The 19131-nt window shown below is 71.3% G+C and carries 17 protein-coding genes; 9 read left to right on the plus strand and 8 right to left on the minus strand.

Translation table 11 applies throughout. From position 1 onward, the window contains the following. Nucleotides 1–14: 14 nt before the first annotated feature. From iolD to iolC, 5 genes are read right to left on the minus strand one after another with little or no spacing between them, the layout of a single operon-like run. Nucleotides 15–1904, minus strand: coding sequence for a 3D-(3,5/4)-trihydroxycyclohexane-1,2-dione acylhydrolase (decyclizing) (gene iolD, locus QL987_RS14865; protein WP_290158391.1), 1890 nt, complete (start codon nucleotides 1902–1904; stop codon nucleotides 15–17). A 20-nt stretch (nucleotides 1905–1924) separates the two neighbouring features. Further along, nucleotides 1925–2854, minus strand: coding sequence for a 5-deoxy-glucuronate isomerase (iolB, locus tag QL987_RS14870; RefSeq protein ID WP_290158375.1), 930 nt, complete (start codon nucleotides 2852–2854; stop codon nucleotides 1925–1927). A gap of 7 nt (nucleotides 2855–2861) precedes the next feature. Continuing rightward, a complete protein-coding gene (locus QL987_RS14875) occupies nucleotides 2862–4400 on the minus strand; it encodes a CoA-acylating methylmalonate-semialdehyde dehydrogenase (protein WP_290158377.1) in 1539 nt (512 codons plus the stop codon). Continuing rightward, complete coding sequence (locus QL987_RS14880; RefSeq protein ID WP_221851127.1) at nucleotides 4397–5386, minus strand: deoxyribose-phosphate aldolase; 990 nt, start codon at nucleotides 5384–5386, stop codon at nucleotides 4397–4399. The genes QL987_RS14875 and QL987_RS14880 overlap by 4 nt, the downstream gene beginning before the upstream one ends. Next, the gene (gene iolC, locus QL987_RS14885; protein ID WP_253467630.1) at nucleotides 5379–6416 is read right to left on the minus strand and encodes a 5-dehydro-2-deoxygluconokinase; all 1038 of its coding nucleotides are present in this window, start codon (nucleotides 6414–6416) and stop codon (nucleotides 5379–5381) included. Before iolC ends, QL987_RS14880 begins: the two co-directional genes overlap by 8 nt. A 174-nt stretch (nucleotides 6417–6590) precedes the next feature. On the opposite strand from iolC, the gene rmuC reads away from it, so the two are divergent. Further along, entirely contained in the window at nucleotides 6591–7850 is a 1260-nt protein-coding gene (gene rmuC / locus QL987_RS14890; RefSeq protein ID WP_290158379.1) for a DNA recombination protein RmuC, read from the plus strand. 224 nt (nucleotides 7851–8074) lie between these two features. On the opposite strand, the gene glpX is transcribed toward rmuC, so the two are convergent. Continuing rightward, nucleotides 8075–9064 (minus strand): class II fructose-bisphosphatase, encoded by a 990-nt coding sequence (glpX, locus tag QL987_RS14895; protein WP_111075711.1) that lies wholly within the window; start codon nucleotides 9062–9064, stop codon nucleotides 8075–8077. Nucleotides 9065–9220: 156 nt separating this feature from the next. Here glpX and fbaA point away from each other — a divergent pair, with 156 nt between their 5' ends. The 3 genes from fbaA (at nucleotide 9221) to QL987_RS14910 (ending at nucleotide 12370) form a co-directional block, all read left to right on the plus strand. Beyond that, on the plus strand, nucleotides 9221–10249 hold the full coding sequence (fbaA, locus tag QL987_RS14900; RefSeq protein ID WP_290158381.1) for a class II fructose-bisphosphate aldolase: 1029 nt from the start codon (nucleotides 9221–9223) through the stop codon (nucleotides 10247–10249). A gap of 165 nt (nucleotides 10250–10414) precedes the next feature. Continuing rightward, nucleotides 10415–11686 carry a M18 family aminopeptidase gene (locus tag QL987_RS14905; RefSeq protein ID WP_290158382.1) on the plus strand — a complete coding sequence of 424 codons (1272 nt, stop codon included), beginning with the start codon at nucleotides 10415–10417 and terminating at the stop codon, nucleotides 11684–11686. A gap of 27 nt (nucleotides 11687–11713) precedes the next feature. Then, nucleotides 11714–12370 (plus strand): GNAT family protein, encoded by a 657-nt coding sequence (locus QL987_RS14910; RefSeq protein WP_290158383.1) that lies wholly within the window; start codon nucleotides 11714–11716, stop codon nucleotides 12368–12370. On the opposite strand, the gene QL987_RS14915 is transcribed toward QL987_RS14910, so the two are convergent. Both QL987_RS14915 and QL987_RS14920 read right to left on the minus strand, forming a co-directional pair. After that, nucleotides 12352–13179, minus strand: coding sequence for a DUF6264 family protein (locus QL987_RS14915; RefSeq protein WP_290158384.1), 828 nt, complete (start codon nucleotides 13177–13179; stop codon nucleotides 12352–12354). The two genes, QL987_RS14910 and QL987_RS14915, sit on opposite strands and share 19 nt — an antisense overlap. Continuing rightward, nucleotides 13176–14240 carry a 4-hydroxy-3-methylbut-2-enyl diphosphate reductase gene (locus QL987_RS14920; RefSeq protein ID WP_290158385.1) on the minus strand — a complete coding sequence of 355 codons (1065 nt, stop codon included), beginning with the start codon at nucleotides 14238–14240 and terminating at the stop codon, nucleotides 13176–13178. The genes QL987_RS14915 and QL987_RS14920 overlap by 4 nt, the downstream gene beginning before the upstream one ends. Nucleotides 14241–14364: 124 nt before the next feature. Between QL987_RS14920 and xseA the strand changes: the two genes are divergently transcribed. From xseA to QL987_RS14945, 5 genes are all read left to right on the plus strand, one after another. Next, the gene (gene xseA, locus QL987_RS14925; RefSeq protein WP_290158386.1) at nucleotides 14365–15651 is read left to right on the plus strand and encodes an exodeoxyribonuclease VII large subunit; all 1287 of its coding nucleotides are present in this window, start codon (nucleotides 14365–14367) and stop codon (nucleotides 15649–15651) included. A gap of 127 nt (nucleotides 15652–15778) precedes the next feature. Then, nucleotides 15779–16042 carry an exodeoxyribonuclease VII small subunit gene (locus tag QL987_RS14930; RefSeq protein ID WP_111075718.1) on the plus strand — a complete coding sequence of 88 codons (264 nt, stop codon included), beginning with the start codon at nucleotides 15779–15781 and terminating at the stop codon, nucleotides 16040–16042. After that, on the plus strand, nucleotides 16039–16677 hold the full coding sequence (locus tag QL987_RS14935) for a DUF4245 domain-containing protein (protein ID WP_290158387.1): 639 nt from the start codon (nucleotides 16039–16041) through the stop codon (nucleotides 16675–16677). Before QL987_RS14930 ends, QL987_RS14935 begins: the two co-directional genes overlap by 4 nt. Nucleotides 16678–16758: 81 nt before the next feature. Further along, nucleotides 16759–17373, plus strand: a complete 615-nt coding sequence (locus tag QL987_RS14940; RefSeq protein ID WP_290158389.1) for a carbonic anhydrase — start codon at nucleotides 16759–16761, stop codon at nucleotides 17371–17373. Nucleotides 17374–17476: 103 nt separating this feature from the next. Beyond that, nucleotides 17477–18889, plus strand: coding sequence for a class II fumarate hydratase (locus tag QL987_RS14945; protein WP_290158390.1), 1413 nt, complete (start codon nucleotides 17477–17479; stop codon nucleotides 18887–18889). Nucleotides 18890–19131: the final 242 nt, after the last annotated feature.

A 19131-nucleotide genomic window follows, 5' to 3' on the forward strand; every position in this document is an offset into this window, starting at 1 on the left:
GTCTCGGATCGGGTTCAGCCGAGCAGCGGACGCTGCGCGGCGACCTGCTGCTCGTACTCGGCGCGGGCGGCCTGGGTGCTGGGGAGGGTGGAGGTCTGCGCGACCGGCACGTCCCACCAGCCGTCGCCCTCGGGCGCGTAGACCAGCGGGTCGGAGTTGATGTGGACGAGGGTGGTGTGGTCGTTCGCCTTCGCCTGACGGACCGCTGCCCCGAGGTCGGCGATGCTGTCCGGGCCGGGCTGGACCTCGATCACGTCGACGCCGTAGGACCGGGCGTTGGCTGCCAGGTCGACCGGCAGCGGCTCGCCGTCCTCGAACGACCGGGTCTCGTCCAGGTAGCGGTACTTCGTGCCGTAGCGCTCCGAGCCGACGGTCTCCGACAGGTGGCCGATCGACGCGTACCCGTGGTTCTGGATGAGCACGACGATGATCTTGATGCCCTCGGCGACCGCGGTCACGAGCTCGGTGTGCAGCATCAGGTACGAGCCGTCACCGACCATGACGATCGCATCGCGGTCCGGGGCCCCACGGCGGACCCCGATGCCGCCGGCGATCTCGTAGCCCATGCACGAGAACGCGTACTCGACGTGGTACCCGAGCGCATCGCGGACCCGCCAGAGCTTGTGCAGGTCACCGGGCAACGACCCTGCGGCCTGGATGACCACGTCATGTGGGTCGGTGGCCGCCTGGACGGCGCCGATGATCTCGGCCTGTCCGGGCAGGTCGGCCCGCGACGGCGTGAACGCTTCGTCGACGACGGCGTCCCACTCCCGCTTCCGGTCCCGGACCTCGGCGGCGTAGCCGGCGTCGACCGCGTACGACGCATCGGTGGTGAGCACCGTCGTCATGGCGACCAGGGCCTCCCGAGCGTCGGCGATCACCGGCAGCTGCGTGCCGTGCTTGTAGGCGTCGAAGGACGCCACGTTGACGTTGACGAAGGTGACGTCCGGGTCCTGGAAGGCCGTGCGTGACGCGGTCGTGAAGTCGCTGTAGCGCGTGCCGATGCCGATCACGACGTCGGCCTGGGCCGCGACGGCGTTGGCGGCGGCCGTGCCGGTCGCGCCGATGCCGCCGAGGTACTGCGGGTGGTCCCAGAGCAGCGATCCACCGCCGGCCTGCGAGGTACCGACCGGGATCCCGGTGGCCTCCACGAAGCGGCGGAGCTCGTCCTCGGCACCGGAGTAGAGGACACCGCCACCCGCCACGATGACCGGACGCTTCGCCTGCCGGATCGCCGAGACCGCGCGCTCGAGCGGACCGGTCTCGGGCAGTGGGCGGCGGATGTGCCACTCACGGGGCTGCAGGAACGCGACCGGGACGTCGAGCTGTTCGGCCTGGACGTCCTCGGGCAGGGCGATCGTCACCGCACCCGTCTCGGCCGGGTCGGTGAGGACCCGCATGGCCTGGAGCGCGATCGAGAAGAGCTGCTCCGGGCGGACCACCCGGTCGAAGAAGCGCGAGAGCGGTCGGAACGCGTCGGTCACCTGGATCGAGGTGTCGTGCGGCATCTCGATCTGCTGCAGCACCGGATCCGTGGTGCGCGTGGCGAAGGTGTCCGAGGGCAGCAGCAGCGCCGGCAGCCGGTTCGTCGTGGCGAGCGCCGCCGCGGTGAGCATGTTGGCGGCACCGGGTCCGACCGATGCGGTGGCGGCGAAGGTCGCGCGACGGCGGTGCATCCGCGCGAACCCGACGGCCTCGTGCACCATCGCCTGCTCGTTGCGGGCCTGGTGGTACGGCAGCAGTCCGGGCTGTTCGACGTGGAGCTGCTTGATCGCCTGCCCGAGTCCGGCGACGTTGCCGTGCCCGAAGATGCCGAAGATGCCCGGGATCGTGCGCTCGCGGACGTCGCCGTCCACCGTCCACTGGTTGGCCAGGAACTCGACGAGCGCCTGGCCGACGGTCATGCGACGGGTCGTGGTGGTGGTCACACGTCCTCCTTGAGGTAGGGCAGGCGGGGGTCGAGGGACTCGGACTCCCAGAGCTGACGGACCCACCCGTGGGCGGGGTCGTCGGTGATGTTCCAGACGCGTTCCGGTCCGGGTCCGGCCATCACGTTCAGGTAGTACATGTCGTAGCCCGGAGCCGCGACCGCGGGGCCGTGCCAGCCGTACGGCACCAGGGCGACGTCGCCGGTCCGGACCTGGCGGAACTCGTCGATCGGTCGGTCGTCCGAGGCCGAGGTCCGGTGCAGCGCGAACGGGTCGGCGGTGTCCGCGGCGACGTGCTCGGAGCCGCGGGCGACGGCGGACTCGTAGTAGTAGATCTCCTCGAGCTCGGATTCCTGGCCGGACAGTTCGGTGTCGTGCTTGTGCGCCGGCCACGAGGACCAGTTGCCCGCGGGGGTGATGACCTCGCACACGATCAACCGCGCGGCGTCGAGTGCCGCGGGGGTGCCGAAGTTGTGGACCTGCCGGCTCGACTGCCCGGCACCCCGCAGTTCGACGGGCACGTCCTGCCGCGGGATGTACGTCGCGGGCTTGACCGTGTCGGTGGGGGCTTCGGCGACCGCGACCCGGCCGACGCCGGTGATCACCGCGGCGGTGCCTGAGCCGAGGTACAGGACGTCCGTCGGGCCCTCGAACACGCTGGCGCGTCCCTCGAGCTCCTGCACGGCGCCGCCCGCCGTCCCCGCGCTGTTGTCCGCCACAGCATCGTCGTACGTCACGGTGAAGCTGCCGGCGAGCGGCACCACGATCCGTTCGACGGCGCCGGCACCCAGGTGCAGCGACCCGCCGTCGCGCAGCGTGCCCGTCCGGAGCCCGGTGTGCGCCCAGCCCGGCACGCGCCCGTCGATCACGTCGGTCCAGCCGTCCTCCGGCCGGGACCCCCGCGGGTTGAACCAGTTGTCGGTCATCGTCGGATCAGCCGTTCGACGGGAAGCCGAGGTTGATGCCGCCGTGCGACGGGTCGAGCCACCGGGAGGTGATCGCCTTCTGCCGCGTGAAGAAGCTGACGCCGTCCGCGCCGTACGCCTTGTGGTCACCGAACAGCGAGTTCTTCCACCCGCCGAACGAGTAGTAGGCCACGGGCACGGGGATCGGGACGTTGATGCCGATCATGCCGACCTGCACGTCGCGCTGGAACCGTCGGGCGGCCCCGCCGTCGTTCGTGAAGATCGCCGTGCCGTTGCCGTACGCGCCGCCGTTGATCAGCGCCAGCCCTTCTTCGTAGGACTCCACGCGGACGACGCTCAGCACCGGGCCGAAGATCTCCTCGGTGTAGACGCGGCTCGACGTCGGCACCTTGTCGATCAGCGTCGGGCCGAGCCAGAAGCCGTTCTCGTCCCCGTCGGGACGGACGGTGCGGCCGTCCACCACGATGACCGCACCGTCCTGCTCAGCGACCTCGATGTACGAGGCGACCTTGTCGCGGTGCTGCTCGGTGACGAGCGGCCCCATGTCGCAGCCGCGGCGGCCGTCACCGATGCGCAGTGTGGCGGCCCGCTCGGCGATCTTCGCGATGAGCTCGTCGGCGACGGGCTCCACCGCGACGACGACCGAGATCGCCATGCAGCGCTCACCGGCGGAACCGAAGCCCGCGTTGATGGCGTTGTCCGCGACCAGGTCCAGGTCGGCGTCGGGCAGCACGAGCATGTGGTTCTTGGCGCCGCCGAGGGCCTGCACGCGCTTGCCGTGCTTCGTCCCGGTCTCGTAGACGTACTGCGCGATCGGGGTCGACCCGACGAACGAGATCGACTCGACGTCGGGGCTGGTCAGGAGTCCGTCGACCGCGACCTTGTCGCCGTTCAGCACCGTGAAGACGCCGGCCGGCAGTCCGGCCTCGGTGAACTTCGACGCCAGCCAGATGGCCGCGGACGGGTCCTTCTCGCTCGGCTTCAGCACGACGGTGTTGCCGGCGGCGATGGCGATCGGCAGGAACCAGAGCGGCACCATCGCCGGGAAGTTGAAGGGGCTGATGATGCCCACCACGCCGAGCGGCTGGCGGATCGAGTAGACGTCGATGCCGGTCGACACCTGGTCGGAGAACTCGCCCTTGAGCAGCTGCGGGATGCTCGTCGCCAGCTCGACGACCTCTTGCCCGCGGGCGATCTCCCCGAGCGCGTCGGAGACGACCTTGCCGTGCTCGCTCGTGATGATCTCGGCCAGCTCGGCCTTGTCGCGGTTCAGGATCTCGCGGAACGAGAACATGATCTGCTGCCGCTTGCTCAGCGACAGCTCGCTCCACGCCGGGAACGCGGCCTTGGCGCTGGCGATCGCCGCCTGCACCTCGCGCTCGTCGGCGAGCGCGACCTGCTTCGTCACGACCCCGCGGGCCGGGTCGTACACGGGCGCGGTCCGGCCGGAGGTCGAGGGGACGTGGGCGCCGTCGATCCAGTGCCCGACGGTCGCGCCGTCGGTGGGCTCGCCGGTGGTCGTGGTGGGTGCGCTCGTGGTGGTCATGCGTTGCTTCCTTCCGAGACGGGCTCGTTCATGCTCGCGGAGCCGACGGGGCCCGTGGTGGCGTCGTGCAGGTCGGTGGACAGATCGCGGGAGGGCGTCCCCCTGTGGACGAGCCCCGCGGCCACGTCGACCGCACCCGCCACGTCGTCGTCCGACGGGTAGAGGAGCGTCCGACCGACGACGAGTCCACGGACGCCCGGCAGCGCGAGGGCGTCGGCCCACTTGGCGTAGGTCTCGAGCGGACGGGACGCCGGGTCGCCGCCGAGCAGGAGCGTCGGCAGCGTCGTCGCGGCCATCACGCGCTCCATGTCGTCGACGACGGGGATCTTCAACCAGCTGTAGGCGCTCGACTCCCCCAGGCCGGCGGCGATCGCCATCGAGGTGATCACGGCCTCGGCCGACAGGTCGTTCACGACGCTGCCGTCACGGTGCTCGGACATGAACGGTTCGAGCATGATCGGCAGGCGGCGCGCGGCGGCCTCGGTCACGGCCTTGGCGGTGGCCTCGAGCGTCGGGGCGGTCCCGGCGTCGGACAGGGCCACGCGGATGAGCAGCTTCGCGAAGTCGAACCCGGAGTCGGCGATCGACGCGGCCGAGTACGCCGTGTACCGGTCGTCCATCTCGAACGTCGCACCGCGGAGTCCACCCCGGTTCATCGAGCCGACGACCACCTTGTCGTCGAGCGCGCCGAGGAGCGCCAGGTCCTCGAGGATGTCGGGCGTCCCGAGCACCCCGTCGACACCGGGTCGGCCGAGGGCGACGACGAGCCGTTCCAGCAGGTCGTAGCGGTTGGCCATCGCGGACGGGTCGTCCCGTACGGCGAGCGCGCCGCGGGCGGGGTGGTCCGCAGCCACGATGAAGAGCTTGCCGTCCTCGCCCAGGAGGGGGCGCCTCCGTCGCGAGGCGAGGACCGAGGCGATCCGCTCGGGGTGACCAGCGCGGGTGTCGCGCAGGCGGTCGAAGTCGGAACTGGTCAGCTCAGGCATGGAGAGCCTCCTCGGTGTTGGTTCCCTCGGCGTTGGTTCCCTCGGTCGCCGTGCCCTGCGTCGGGTTGCTCCGCAGGAAGGCGTCGATCTCGTCGCTCGTCGGCATCGCCGTCGAGCACTCGAAGCGGGTGGCGACGATCGCGCCGGCCGCGTTGGCGAACGACAGGACCCGCTCGAGTCCCCAGCCCTGCAGCAGCCCGTGCGTGAGCGCCCCGCCGAACCCGTCGCCGGAACCGAGGCCGTTGACCACGTCGACACGGTGCGGACGGACCTCGACGAACTCGTCGCGGGTCTTCGCCAGCACGCCCTTCGGTCCCTGCTTGACGATCGCGATCTCGACCCCGCGCTCCAGCAGCGCGTCGGCGGCGCGCACCGGGTCGGTCTCGCCGACGGCGACCTCGCACTCCTCGCGGTTGCCGACCGCGACGGTCGCGTGCTCGAGGGCGACGGCGACCTCGCGGGTCGCGGCGGCCGGCGTCGACCAGAACATCGAGCGGTAGTCCAGGTCCAGCACGGTGTGCACCTTGGTGGCGTGTTCCGACGCGCTCCGGGCCGCGTAGGCGACGTGGTGCGCGGTCCGGCTCGGCTCTTCGCTGAGCCCGGTGACGGTGGTCCAGAAGACGCGGGCCCGTTCGATCTCGTGCAGCGGCAGGCTCTTCGCGGTGATCATCAGGTCCGGCGCCTTCGGAGCGCGGTAGAAGTAGAGCGGGAAGTCGTCCGGCGGGAAGACCTCGCAGAACGCGACCGGCGTGTTCAGGCCGTCGACCGTGGCGACGAAGTCGTTGGCGACGCCGAACTCGGGGAGCGTCCGGGCGATGTACCGGCCGAACGGGTCGTTGCCGGTGCGGGTGATGACGGCGGTGTCGGCGCCGTGCCGGGCCGCCGCGATCGCGACGTTCGTGGCACTGCCACCCACTGACTTCGAGAACGTCTCGACGTCTTCGAGGGGGCCGGTCTGCTGCGGGTAGATGTCGACGCTGACGCGTCCCATCGTGATCACGTCGTAGGCGTGCGGTGCTTCGATCGTCATGCGACAGCAGGACCTTCCGTGCGGCTTCATCGTCGGACGAGCACGACTGTACACGACGCTTGGCCTAATGTCATGACATGGTTCGATCGGCAGTCCTGGCGCGGTGGCCTGTCCCCGCTCGGCGCGGTCACGGACGGGAGGCGCGGTGTCGGTGGGTCCTGCCAGGGTCGCGTCATGCAGATCCTCGCCCTGGTCATCGGCCTCGTGCTCGGCGCCCTCGTCGGCGCACTCGTCGCGTGGACACTCGCCAAGTCCCGCGCCGGGGTCGACGCCGCGGTCGCCCGAGCCACGGCCGAGGCGCTCCGGTCCCAGCTCGAGGAGTCACGGAACGACGCCGACGGACGGCTCGACGCACAGGACACGCAGTACCGCCGGCAGGTCGACTCCCTCGAACGCCGCGCAGCCGAGCTCGAGCACCTGGTGCAGCGTCTGCACGGCGCGGAGTCCGCGCGGGCGCAGGACGAGTCGAAGGTCCTCACGGCACTGAGCCCGGTCGCCGACACCCTGCAGGTCATGCGCGAGAAGATCGCGGAACTCGAACGTTCCCGCAGCGAGCAGTACGGCGCGATCTCCGCCCAGCTCCGGTCCGCGGCCGAGTCCGAGGAACGCCTGCGCGCCACCGCCGAGACGCTCGCCGGCGCACTGTCCTCGAACAGCACGCGCGGGGTCTGGGGCGAGACGCAGCTGCGCAACGTGGTCGAGGCCGCCGGACTGCTCGAACGCGTCGACTTCGACGTGCAGTCCGCCGTGACGACCTCCGCCGGCGCTGCCCGTCCGGACATGATCGTGCACCTGCCCGGCGGCAAGTCGATCGCCGTCGACGCGAAGGTGCCGTTCGCCGCGTACCTGCAGGCCTCCGAGATCCCGGCGAGCGCCACCGGAGCCGAAGCCGCGCGTCGTGAGCAGCTCATGACGCAGCACGTCAAGGCGCTCCGGGCGCACGTCGACGCCCTGGCCGCGCGGGAGTACTGGTCCGGCTACGACGCCTCGCCGGAGCTGACGGTCGCGTTCATCCCGTCCGAGTCGCTCATCGCCAGTGCCTTGGCCGCCGACCCGGGGCTGCTCGACCACGCGTTCCGGAAGCGTGTGGCGCTGGCCTCCCCCGTCACGCTGTGGTCGGTGCTGAAGACCGTCGCGTTCTCGTGGCAGCAGGACGTCGTCACGCAAGAGGCGCGCGAGCTCTTCACGATCTCCCGCGAACTGCACGGGCGCCTGGCGACGATGGCCACCCACGTGGACAAGCTCGGCCGGTCGATCCGGGGCAGCGTCGTCGACTACAACCGCTTCGTGGGGTCGCTCGAGCGGCAGGTGCTGCCGAGTGCACGGCGGCTGTCGCTGCTCGACGAGTCGAAGGTGATCGCGGACCCGGCGAGCATCGAGGACGAGCCGCGGCTGTTGACCGCGCCGGAGCTCGTCAGCGCGACCGAGGACTGAGCGCGGCAGGCGCCCCGGCGTCCGCGCTGCCGGCCGCCCGGCGGCGCCTCCCGCCCGCGCTGCCCGCCGCCGCCGGCGCCCGCGCTGCCCGCCGCCCGGCGTCAGCGGGTCACGCACAACAGAAACCCGCCCGAACCACGGGATGCCGTGGTTCGAGCGGGTTTCTGTTGTGCGCAGCCGATCGGCACCGCGTGCCAGGTGCCGGGCGCCGTCAGCTCAGTGGATCAGAACCACTTCTCGGCGCGGTGGTCCGCCTGGATGCGACGGATGGTGTTCGAGCGCGACCGCAGCACGAGCGAGTCGGTGTGGATGACGCCGCGCGACCGACGGACACCGTCGACGAGCACGCCGTCGGTGACACCGGTGGCGACGAAGAACGTGTTGTCGCCGGTCACCAGGTCGTCCTGGTCGAGGACCTTGTCCAGGTCGTGGCCGGCGGCGATGGCGCGCTCGCGCTCTTCGTCGTCCTTCGGCTGGAGCTTTCCGAGCAGGACCCCGCCGAGCGCCTTGATCGCGCACGCGGTGATGATGCCCTCCGGGGTGCCGCCGACGCCGACGCACATGTCGATGGCCGAGCCGGGCAGTGCCGCCGCGATGCCGCCGGCGACGTCACCGTCGAGGAGCAGTCGCGTGCCGGCACCCGTCGCGCGGATGGCGCGGATGAGTTCGTCGTGACGCGGACGGTCGAGCACGGCGACGACCATGTCCTCGAGGTCCTTGCCCTTGGCCTTCGCCAGTGCACGGATGTTGTCGCCGATCGGCTTGTCGAGGTCCAGGACACCGCGACCCTCGGGCCCCGCAGCGATCTTGTCCATGTAGAAGACGGCGGACGGGTCGTACATCGAGCCGCGGTCCGAGACGGCCATGACCGAGATGGCGTTCTGGCGGCCGGCGGCGGTGAGCGAGGTGCCGTCGATCGGGTCGACCGCGATGTCGCAGGCGGGGCCGTGACCGTTGCCGACGTGCTCGCCGTTGTAGAGCATCGGGGCGTTGTCCTTCTCGCCCTCGCCGATGACGACCACGCCGTCGAAGTTCACGGTGCCGAGGAACTTGCGCATCGCGTCCACCGCGGCGCCGTCGGCGAGGTTCTTCTCACCCCGGCCGACCCACGGCTGGGCACGGATCGCGGCAGCCTCCGTCGCGCGGACGAGCTCGAGCGCGAGGTTGCGGTCGGGCTGGAGGAACAGGGAGCCGGTCTCAGTCGTGGGAGTCACACCCCCCAGCGTACCGAGCGCCGACCGTCCGGCCTCCCCGGCGGTCGGATGTGCAGAACGTGATCCGTCCACAGGCACCCGCGACACCGAACGCGCACCGACCGGCCCTGACTAGCATCGAACAGGACATCACCGAAGAAGTCGAAGGAGATCCCAGTGCCCATCGCAACGCCGGAACAGTACGCCGAGATGATCGACCGCGCGAAGGCCGGGAAGTTCGCCTACCCCGCAGTCAACGTGTCGTCCTCGCAGACCATCAACGCGGTCCTCCAGGGCCTGACCGAGGCGGGCTCCGACGGCATCATCCAGGTCACGACCGGCGGTGCCGACTACTTCGCCGGACAGACCGTGAAGAACCGCGCTGCCGGTGCCCTCGCGATGGCGGCCTTCGCGCACGAGGTCGCGAAGAACTACCCGATCACCGTCGCGCTGCACACGGACCACTGCCCGAAGGACGCGCTCGACGGCTTCGTCCTGCCGCTCATCGCGGCCAGCGAGGAAGAGGTCCGCCAGGGCCGCAACCCGATCTTCCAGTCGCACATGTGGGACGGCTCGGCCGTCCCGCTCGACGAGAACATCGAGATCGCCAAGACGATGATCGAGAAGACGCGCAACATCAACGCCATCCTCGAGGTCGAGATCGGCGTCGTCGGCGGCGAAGAGGACGGCGTGCAGCACGAGGGCACGAACGACGCCCTCTACACGACCCCGAACGACGTCGAGCGCGTGGTCGAGGCACTCGGCATGGGCGACCACGGCCGCTGGATCGCCGCGCTGACGTTCGGCAACGTGCACGGCGTCTACAAGCCGGGCAACGTGAAGCTGCGTCCCGAGCTCCTCGGCGAGATCCAGGACGCCATCGCGCAGAAGCACGGCACCGGGCAGAACCCGCTCGACCTCGTCTTCCACGGCGGCTCCGGCTCCACCAACGACGAGATCCACGAGGCCGTCCGCAACGGCGTCATCAAGATGAACATCGACACGGACACGCAGTACGCGTTCACCCGCTCGATCGCCGGCTCGATGTTCTCGAACTACGAGGGCGTCCTGAAGCTCGACGGCGAGGTCGGCAACAAGAAGCAGTACGACCCGCGCGCCTGGGGCAAGGTCGCCGAGTCCGCGATGGCCGCTCGTGTCGTCGAGGCCACGAAGGTCCTCGGTTCCGCGGGACAGTCCCAGAGCTGAGACCGGCACGAGCTGAGACCAGCGCGAGCTGAGACCGGCGCAAGCTGAGACCGGCCGGGAGGCCCGGGGGCGCGTCCGACGGACGCGCCCCCGTCTGCGTCCGGTCACGCCCGTACAGGCACGCCCACTGCACGCCGACTCGCGGCGGCGTGCCACGATGGTCGGATGACCGTCGACGCCATCGCCAGCGAGTTCGCCCACTTCGTCACGGAGTCCCCCACCGCGTTCCACGCGGCCGCGGTCGCCCGTGACCGCCTGGTGGCCGCCGGGTTCACCGACCTGGACGAGACCCAGGCCTGGCCGACCGAGCCGGGCGCGTACGTGGTCGTCCGTGACGGCGCGGTGATCGCCTGGCGCCTGCCCGAGGGCGCGTCGGCGACGACGCCGTTCCGCATCCTCGGCGCCCACACCGACTCCCCCGGGTTCCGCATCAAGCCGAACCCGACCGTCCGCGTCGGCGGCTGGGAGCAGCTCAACGTCGAGGTCTACGGCGGCCCGGTCCTGTCGACGTGGTTCGACCGGGACCTGCGCATCGCCGGCCGGGTCGTCCACCGTGACGGCTCGACCTCGCTGTTCGACACCGTGGACGCGGTCGCCCGGATCCCGAACCTGGCGATCCACCTCGACCGGGGCGCCAACGACGGCCCGGCTCTCGACAAGCAGCGGCACACCCTGCCGATCGTCGGGACCGACGGCAGCGCCGGTGTCGGCACGGGCGGCAGCGACGCGATGGAGTGGCTGCGCTCCCGCCTCGGTGAGACGGCCGTCTCGTGGGACCTCTTCTTCGCCGACGCTCAGGCACCGTCGCGGATCGGCATCGACCGGGCGTTCCTGGCCTCCGGCCGGATGGACAACCTGACGAGCGTGCACGCCGGACTGCGCGGCCTGCTCGAGGCCACGGGCGACGGCGACCACATCCCGGTGTTCGCCGCGTTCGACCACGAGGAGATCGGTTCGTCCTCACCGACGGGTGCGGGAGGACCGTTCCTCGAAGACGTGCTGGCACGCGTGCAGGAGGGCCTCGGCGCCAGCCGCTCCGAGTCCGCCCGCGCGTTCCGTGCCTCGTGGCTGCTCTCCAGTGACGCCGGACACCTGGTGCACCCGAACCACACCGAGAAGCACGACCCGACGAACCGACCTCGGCCGGGCGGTGGCCCGCTGCTGAAGATCAGCGCGAACCAGCGGTACATGACCGAGGCGAAGGGCACCGCGGTGTTCGCTGCCGCGTGTGCGGCGGCCGGTGTCGACCACCAGCCGTTCGTGAACGTGAACACGATCCCGGGCGGCTCGACCATCGGGCCGATCGCGGCGACCCGGCTGGGCATCCCGACGATCGACATCGGCGTCGGCCTGCTGTCGATGCACTCGGTGCGCGAGCTCGTGCACGTCGACGACCTGGCCGACCTGCACGCGGCGGTCGCGGCCTTCCTGGCCTGATCCCGGAGGACGTGCCAGGGTCGGACCATGACCTGGAGCACCAGCGCTGACGCCCGATGGTACGGATCGACGCTCCTCGAGGGCGACCGGGTCCGGTTCCGTGCGCTCGAGGACCATGACCTGCCCGATCTCGTCCGGTGGTGGCGGGACCCGGAGTGGTCGGTGCTGCAGCAGATGATCGTGCGTCCGCGGCCCGATGTGCCCGTGACGGAGATGTTCCGGTCGTGGAGCAGCAGCGAGCGTGGCGGCGACGTCGGCTTCAGTGTCGTGGACCGGGAGTCCGACGTGCTGGTCGGACACGTCACCCTGTTCGGCGGGGCGCTGCCGGTCCGTGCAGCGAACCTCGCCGTGATGATCGGTTCGGAGCACGTCGACCAGGGCTTCGGCACCGATGCCGTCCGGGTGCTCACCGACTACGGCTTCCGCGAGATGGGGCTGAACCGCATCGAGATCCGGGTGCACGCGTTCAACGACCGAGCGCAGGCGGTCTACCGGAGGATCGGGTACCGGCAGGAGGGCGTGCGCCGGGACGCGACGTTCCACGACGGACGCTTCCACGACGAGGTCGTCATGTCCGTGCTCGCCCGTGAGTGGACCGGTCGGCTGCACGAACCCGCGGCGGCACCAGGGCCGACGACGGCACCGGCACCGGCACCGGCGGGAAGTCAGCCGCCGGAGGCCTGACGCATCATCGCCGCGACGAAGCCGTCGTCCTGGAACACCACGATGACGAACACGACCGAGCTGAACAGCGTCGCGACGGCGCCACCGAGCAGCGGCACCCAGAACGTCCGCTTGCCGGCCCGGAGCCGGACGACGGACCGCCAGAGCACGAGGGCGAACACGACGAGCATGCCGACGGCGCTGATCATCGCGGCACCGTTCAGCGATCCGGGGTCCTGCAGTTCGGTGTAGTTCGTCTCGAGGGTCTGCCGGACGGTGGACGCGACCGAGCCGATGGACAGTGACTGCACGACGCTGACCAGGCCCATGGCCAGGAGCACGAGGGTCAGGAGCAGGTCGACCGGCGAGGCACCGAGTCGGCGGACCGGCGCACCGTCGTGCGGGGTCGACACCCCACGACGCTCCCCCTGGGGCATCCGTTCCGCCGTGCGGTTCGTGCGAGCGGTCGTCCGGTTCGTGCGCTCCGCCGTGCCGTTCGAGCGGGCAGCGGAGGCGACCGCCGAGGCAGCGGCGTGCTCGCGGTCCCGCTGCTCCTGCCGTTCCTGCTCGGCGAGGACGGGGTTGACCCACCCCTCGGGCGCGTACTCCCCGTACTGCGGAGCCGGACGACCGACAGGACCGGCCGGACCGGCCGCAGCGGCACTGCCCGCACCGGCACTGCCCGCACCGACGACGCCCGAGCCGGCGCCACCACCTGCAGAGTCCAAGGACCCGTCGGAGGTGATCCGGGCCTCCCGGCCGTCGACCGACGTCGTCGCCCGCGGCGGCACCCCGGTCCAGCCGTCCTTCTGCGGATCGGGGGCGGTCATCGGGTGCGCCCGCCGAGCGGACGCGTCGACTTGCCGTCGGCGTCGGTACGGAGTTCGCGGGGCAGCGAGAACATGAGGTCTTCGTGCGCGGTGACGACCTCTTCGACGGAGCCGTACCCGGCGTCGGCGAGCTGTTCGAGGACCTCGGCGACCAGGACCTCCGGCACGGAGGCGCCGCTCGTCACGCCGACGGTCCGGACTCCGTCGAGCCATTCCTGGCGGATCTCCTCGGCGTAGTCGACCCGGTGCGCGTCCTTCGCCCCGTACTCGAGGGCGACGTCGACCAGCCGGACGCTGTTCGACGAGTTCGCGGAGCCGACGACGATGACCAGGTCCGCTGCCGGCGCGACCTTCTTGACGGCGACCTGCCGGTTCTGGGTGGCGTAGCAGATGTCGTCCGAGGGCGGGTTCTCGATCAAGGGGTACTTCTCGCGCAGGAGCCGCACCGTCTCCATCGTCTCGTCGACGCTGAGGGTGGTCTGCGACAGCCAGACGAGGTTGTCCGGGTCGGGGACCTCGAGCGCGGCGACGTCGGCCGGCCCGTTGACCAGGATCGTGCGGTCTGGCGCGTGGCCCATCGTGCCCTCGACCTCTTCGTGACCGGCGTGGCCGATCAGGATGATCGTGCGCTCGGCCTTGGCGAACCGGGTGGCCTCGCGGTGCACCTTGGTGACGAGCGGGCAGGTCGCGTCGATGGCGTGCAGGTCCCGTTCCGCTGCGCCGGCGACGACCGCCGGGGAGACCCCGTGCGCACTGAAGACGACGTGGGAGCCGCGGGGCACTTCGGCGACGTCGTCGACGAAGACGGCGCCGCGCTGCTCGAGGGTGGAGACGACGTGGACGTTGTGGACGATCTGCTTGCGGACGTAGACCGGCTCGCCGTACTGCTCCAGGGCCTTCTCGACCGCGACCACGGCCCGGTCGACGCCGGCGCAGTACCCACGGGGCGCTGCGAGCAGGACGCGCTTGGGCCCGCTGACCGGGACGTCGCGCAGTCGACCGCGCGCTGCGGGGACCCGCGGCGGGGCGAGCGGGACCGAGTGGCCGTTGGTGATCGTCACGTCCCCGATGATAGGTGAGCGGGACCCGCGCAGCCTGGGCACCGACGAGCCTGTGGAGGACCGTCGCCATCCGGGATGTCACCGGTGTCCGGCAGCATGGTCCGCACGACGAGAGAGGGGCACGATGGCGATCGAACAGGGGCCGCCCACGGCAGAGGACCCGTGGCCCGTCGCGCTGCTCGGCGCGAAGCTCCGCGACTGGATCGACCGGCTCGGGGTCGCCTGGGTCGAGGGCGAGATCACGCAGTGGAACGTCGCCGGCGGCAACGTCTACGGCAAGCTCAAGGACATCGAGGTCGACGCCACCGTCTCCTTCTCCATCTGGTCGAGCGTGCGCTCCCGGGTGCCGGCGGACCTCAAGCAGGGTGCCCGGGTCGTCGCGGCGGTCAAGCCGAACTACTGGGTCAAGGGCGGCTCGTTGACCATGCAGGTCGTCGAGATGAAGCACGTCGGGCTCGGGGACCTGCTCGAACGCCTCGAGCGGCTGCGTCGGAGCCTGGCGGAAGAGGGACTCTTCGACCCCGCCCGCAAGAAGCGTCTGCCGTTCCTGCCGCACCGCATCGGCCTGATCACCGGCAAGGACTCCGACGCCGAGAAGGACGTCAAGCGGAACGCGCAGCTCCGGTGGCCCCAGGTCGAGTTCCGCACCGTCCACACCGCGGTGCAGGGCGACCGCGCGGTGGCCGAGGTCACGGCGGCGATCCAGGAGCTCGACGCCGACCCCGAGGTCGACGTCATCATCGTCGCGCGCGGCGGCGGCGACTTCCAGAACCTGCTCGGCTTCAGCGACGAGGGACTGGTCCGGGCAGCGTCCGCCGCGACGACGCCGATCGTCTCGGCCATCGGGCACGAGGCCGACCGACCGATCCTCGACGAGGTGGCGGACCTCCGCGCCTCCACCCCGACGGACGCCGCGAAGCGCGTCGTGCCGGACGTGGCCGAGGAACTGGCGAACGTCCGGCAGGCCCGGGCACGGCTCGGACTGCGGCTCTCGCACACGCTCTCGGTCGAGGCCGACCGGATCGCGGCACTGCGCTCGCGCCCGGCGCTGGCGTCCACCGCCTGGCTCGTCGACACCCGTGCGGAGGAGGTCGCCCGTGACCTCTCGCGCGCTCGGGAGCTCCTCGACCGGCAGATCGAACGCTCCCACTCCGAGGTCGGTCACCTGACCGGTCGGCTGCGCGCGCTGTCGCCGCGGGACACCCTCCGCCGCGGGTACGCGATCGTGCAGACGAGCAGTGGCGCGGTGGTCCGCGGGGCGGACGAGCTGGACGGCGCGACGCCGGTGCACGTCACGCTCGGCACGGGGACCGCGGTCGGCACGCTCGAGGCGGACGGGCCGGGCCCGGACGGGTCGGGCGCGGACGGGTCTGGCCCGGCCGGGTCTGGCCCCGATGGGTCGGGTTCCTAGCCGGGAGGCCCGTCCCGGCCCCGGCGGGTTGCCTCGCCTCGTCCTCCACGAGCACTGCGCCTCCCGGTGTTCTCCACAGGCGTCCGGCACAGCGGTCTCGTCGGTGGCGGCTCGGTAGGATCGGAGCGTGTCTTCCGAGCAGCAGTCCGAGCAGCCCGACGTCCGCTCGCTGAGCTACGAAGCGGCGCGTGACGAACTCGTCCGTGTCGTCTCCGAGCTCGAGCAGGGGTCGGCGACCCTCGAGCGATCCCTGGGCCTCTGGGAGCGCGGCGAAGCCCTCGCTGCCCGGTGTGAAGAGTGGCTCGTCGGCGCCCGCGCCCGACTCGATGCCGCGCGCGCCGCGACCGAGAACGGCAGCGCGGACCCGACCGCCGCGGGCGACGTCCGATGAGCGACCCGGAGACCGGTCGCCCGATCGTCGCCGAACTCGGTCGCCCAGAGACGGCGGAGGAGACCTGGGCACGAAAGGACACCGCGCGCCGAGCCCGTCGTGAACACCAGACGGCGTTCAACCTCGTCCTGGCGCTCATCGCCTCCCTCGGCATCGTGCTCTTCCTGGTCGCCGTCGTGGTCCGACCCGACCAGGCCGTCGACCGCTCCGTCGATTACCGGCAGGTCGCCCAGCAGGCCGACGTCTCCGGGGCCGAGCTGCTCGTGCCCGACCTGCCGTCGTCGTACACCTCGAACAACGCCGAGTACCAGTCCGGTTCGGCTCGCGGGGTGGCCGTGTGGACGATCGGTCTCCTGACGCCGGACAAGCAGTACATCGGCATGCACCAGGGCATCGACGCGAACGACACCTGGGTCGCGGACCAGCTCGACCAGAAGCAGGCGACCGGTTCCCGCACGATCGCCGGGACGAAGTGGACCGTGTACGACCGACGTGACGAGGGCAAGGGCGCCGGCAACAACCTCTACGCACTCGTGACGAGCTCCGGCAAGGACACCGTGGTGCTCGCCGGCACCGCCGACCAGAAGTCGTTCACGACGGTGGCGACGGCGGTCGGCGAGGAACTCGACCGCTAGCCAGCACCAGCACCACCGCAGACAGCAGCACGTCCGACCCGAACACTCCGCGAACCCGATCAGCCCGAGGAACGACACACGATGACCGACCGCGCCGCCTCCACCCCCGCCGACGCCCTGCGACTCCTGGTCGACGGCAACGCCCGCTTCGCCGCCGACAAGCGTCGCACCGGCCGCATCGACCCCGAGCGCCGCTCCGAGCTGCAGGGGTCCCAGGCGCCGTTCGCGACCGTCCTCGGTTGCTCGGACTCCCGCGTGCCGTTCGAGCACGTCTTCGACGCGGGCATCGGCGACGTCTTCGCCATCCGCAACGCCGGGCAGATCGTCGACGACGTCGTCCTCGGCTCCATCGAGTTCGCCGTCGTCGCGCTCGGTACCCCGCTGGTCGTCGTGCTCCGCCACACCAAGTGCGGTGCCGTCGCTGCCGCTCGTTCCGGCGAGCCCGTCCCCGCCCCGCACCTGCAGGCCCTCGTCGACGCGATCGCACCGAGCGTCGAGCGCGTCCGCGCCACCGACCCGGACGTCGCGCAGGAGTCCGTGGGTGCCGCCCACCTCGAGTCGACCCTGAAGACGATCCTCGACCGGTCGGGGGCCGTATCCGACGCGATCGCGGACGGTAGGTTGGCCGTGGTCGGCGCGACCTACGACCTCACCACGGGCGAGGTCTCGATCGACACCGTCGTCGGACAGGCCTGACCCGACGACGTGACCGCTCTGGCAGCGACGAGCCGCCGGAACGCCACCGACACCGCCGCGACCGCGACCCGGTGTGAGCACCACGAGGAAGGACCACGACGACGTGACCGACACCACCACCCCCGCTGACGGCGAGTTCCGCATCGAGCACGACACGATGGGCGAGGTGCGGGTCCCCGCGTCGGCCCTCTACCGTGCGCAGACGCGGCGGGCCGTGGAGAACTTCCCGATCTCGGGCACCGGCCTCGAGTCGGCGCAGATCGTGGCCCTCGCCCGCATCAAGCGGGCCGCGGCGCTCGTGAACGGCCGGCTCGGGATCCTCGACGACAGCGTCGCGCAGGCCATCGCCACGGCGGCGGACTCCGTGATCGCCGGGGAGCACCACGAGCACTTCCCGGTCGACGTCTACCAGACCGGCAGCGGCACCTCGTCGAACATGAACATGAACGAGGTGCTGGCGACGCTGGCCTCCCGCGTCGCCGGTGCCGAGGTCCACCCGAACGACCACGTCAACGCGTCCCAGTCCTCGAACGACGTCTTCCCCACGTCGGTGCACGTCGCCGTGACCGACGCTCTCATCCGGTCGCTCGTGCCGTCGCTCGAGCACCTCGCCGAGGCCCTCGAGCGCAAGGCCGTCGAGTGGGCAGACGCGGTGAAGTCCGGTCGCACGCACCTGATGGACGCCACCCCGGTGACCCTCGGGCAGGAGTTCGGCGGCTACGCCCGCCAGGTCCGCCTGGGCATCGAGCGGGTGAACGCCACGCTCCCCCGCGTCGCCGAGGTCCCGCTCGGCGGCACGGCCGTCGGCACGGGCATCAACACGCCGAAGGGGTTCCCGCAGCAGGTCATCGCCCAGCTCGCCGAGGACACCGGGCTGCCGATCACCGAGGCGCTCGACCACTTCGAGGCGCAGGGTGCCCGTGATGCCCTGGTCGAAGCATCAGGTGCGCTCAAGGTCATCGCAGTCAGCCTGACGAAGATCAACAACGACCTGCGCTGGATGGGCTCCGGGCCGAACACCGGCCTCGGTGAGCTGCACATCCCGGACCTGCAGCCGGGGTCGTCGATCATGCCCGGCAAGGTCAACCCGGTCATCCCGGAGGCCACCCTCATGGTCGCCGCCCGGGTCATCGGCAACGACGCCACCGTGACGTGGGCCGGCGCCTCCGGGGCCTTCGAACTCAACGTGGCGATCCCGGTCATGGGCACCGCGCTGCTCGAGTCGATCCGGCTCCTCGCCAACAGCACGCGGGTGCTCGCCGACAAGACCGTCGACGGTCTGCGGGCGGACCTCGAGCGGGCCCGCGCGTACGCCGAGTCGTCGCCGTCGATCGTGACCCCGCTGAACCGGGTGATCGGCTACGAGTCGGCCGCGAAGGTCGCGAAGTACGCCGTCGCCGAGGGCCTCACCGTCCGCGAGGCCGTCGTCGCCCTCGGGTTCGTCGAGCGGGGCGAGGTCTCCGTGGAGCAGCTCGACGCAGCCCTCGACGTCCTGAGCATGACGCACCCGAACTGACCCGTCCGCAGGGCACCGGCGTCCTCCCGAGACGCCGTCCCGCGGGGCGGCGTCTCGCCCAGCCGGCGGCGCCTCGCCCACCCGGCGACGTCTCGCTCGCCCGGCGGCGCCTCGCCCGCCCGGCTCGCACTGGGACGGACGGGAGGCACGGTGCGGGCCCGCACCGTGCCTCCCGGCCGTCCCCCGGTCGCCCACCGCCCCCGCGCGAAGCGGGTGCGCACAACGGAAACCGCCTCGAACCA

It is taken from the genome of Curtobacterium sp. APC 4022 (assembly GCF_030407555.1).
In the GTDB taxonomy this organism is placed as follows: Bacteria; Actinomycetota; Actinomycetes; order Actinomycetales; family Microbacteriaceae; genus Curtobacterium.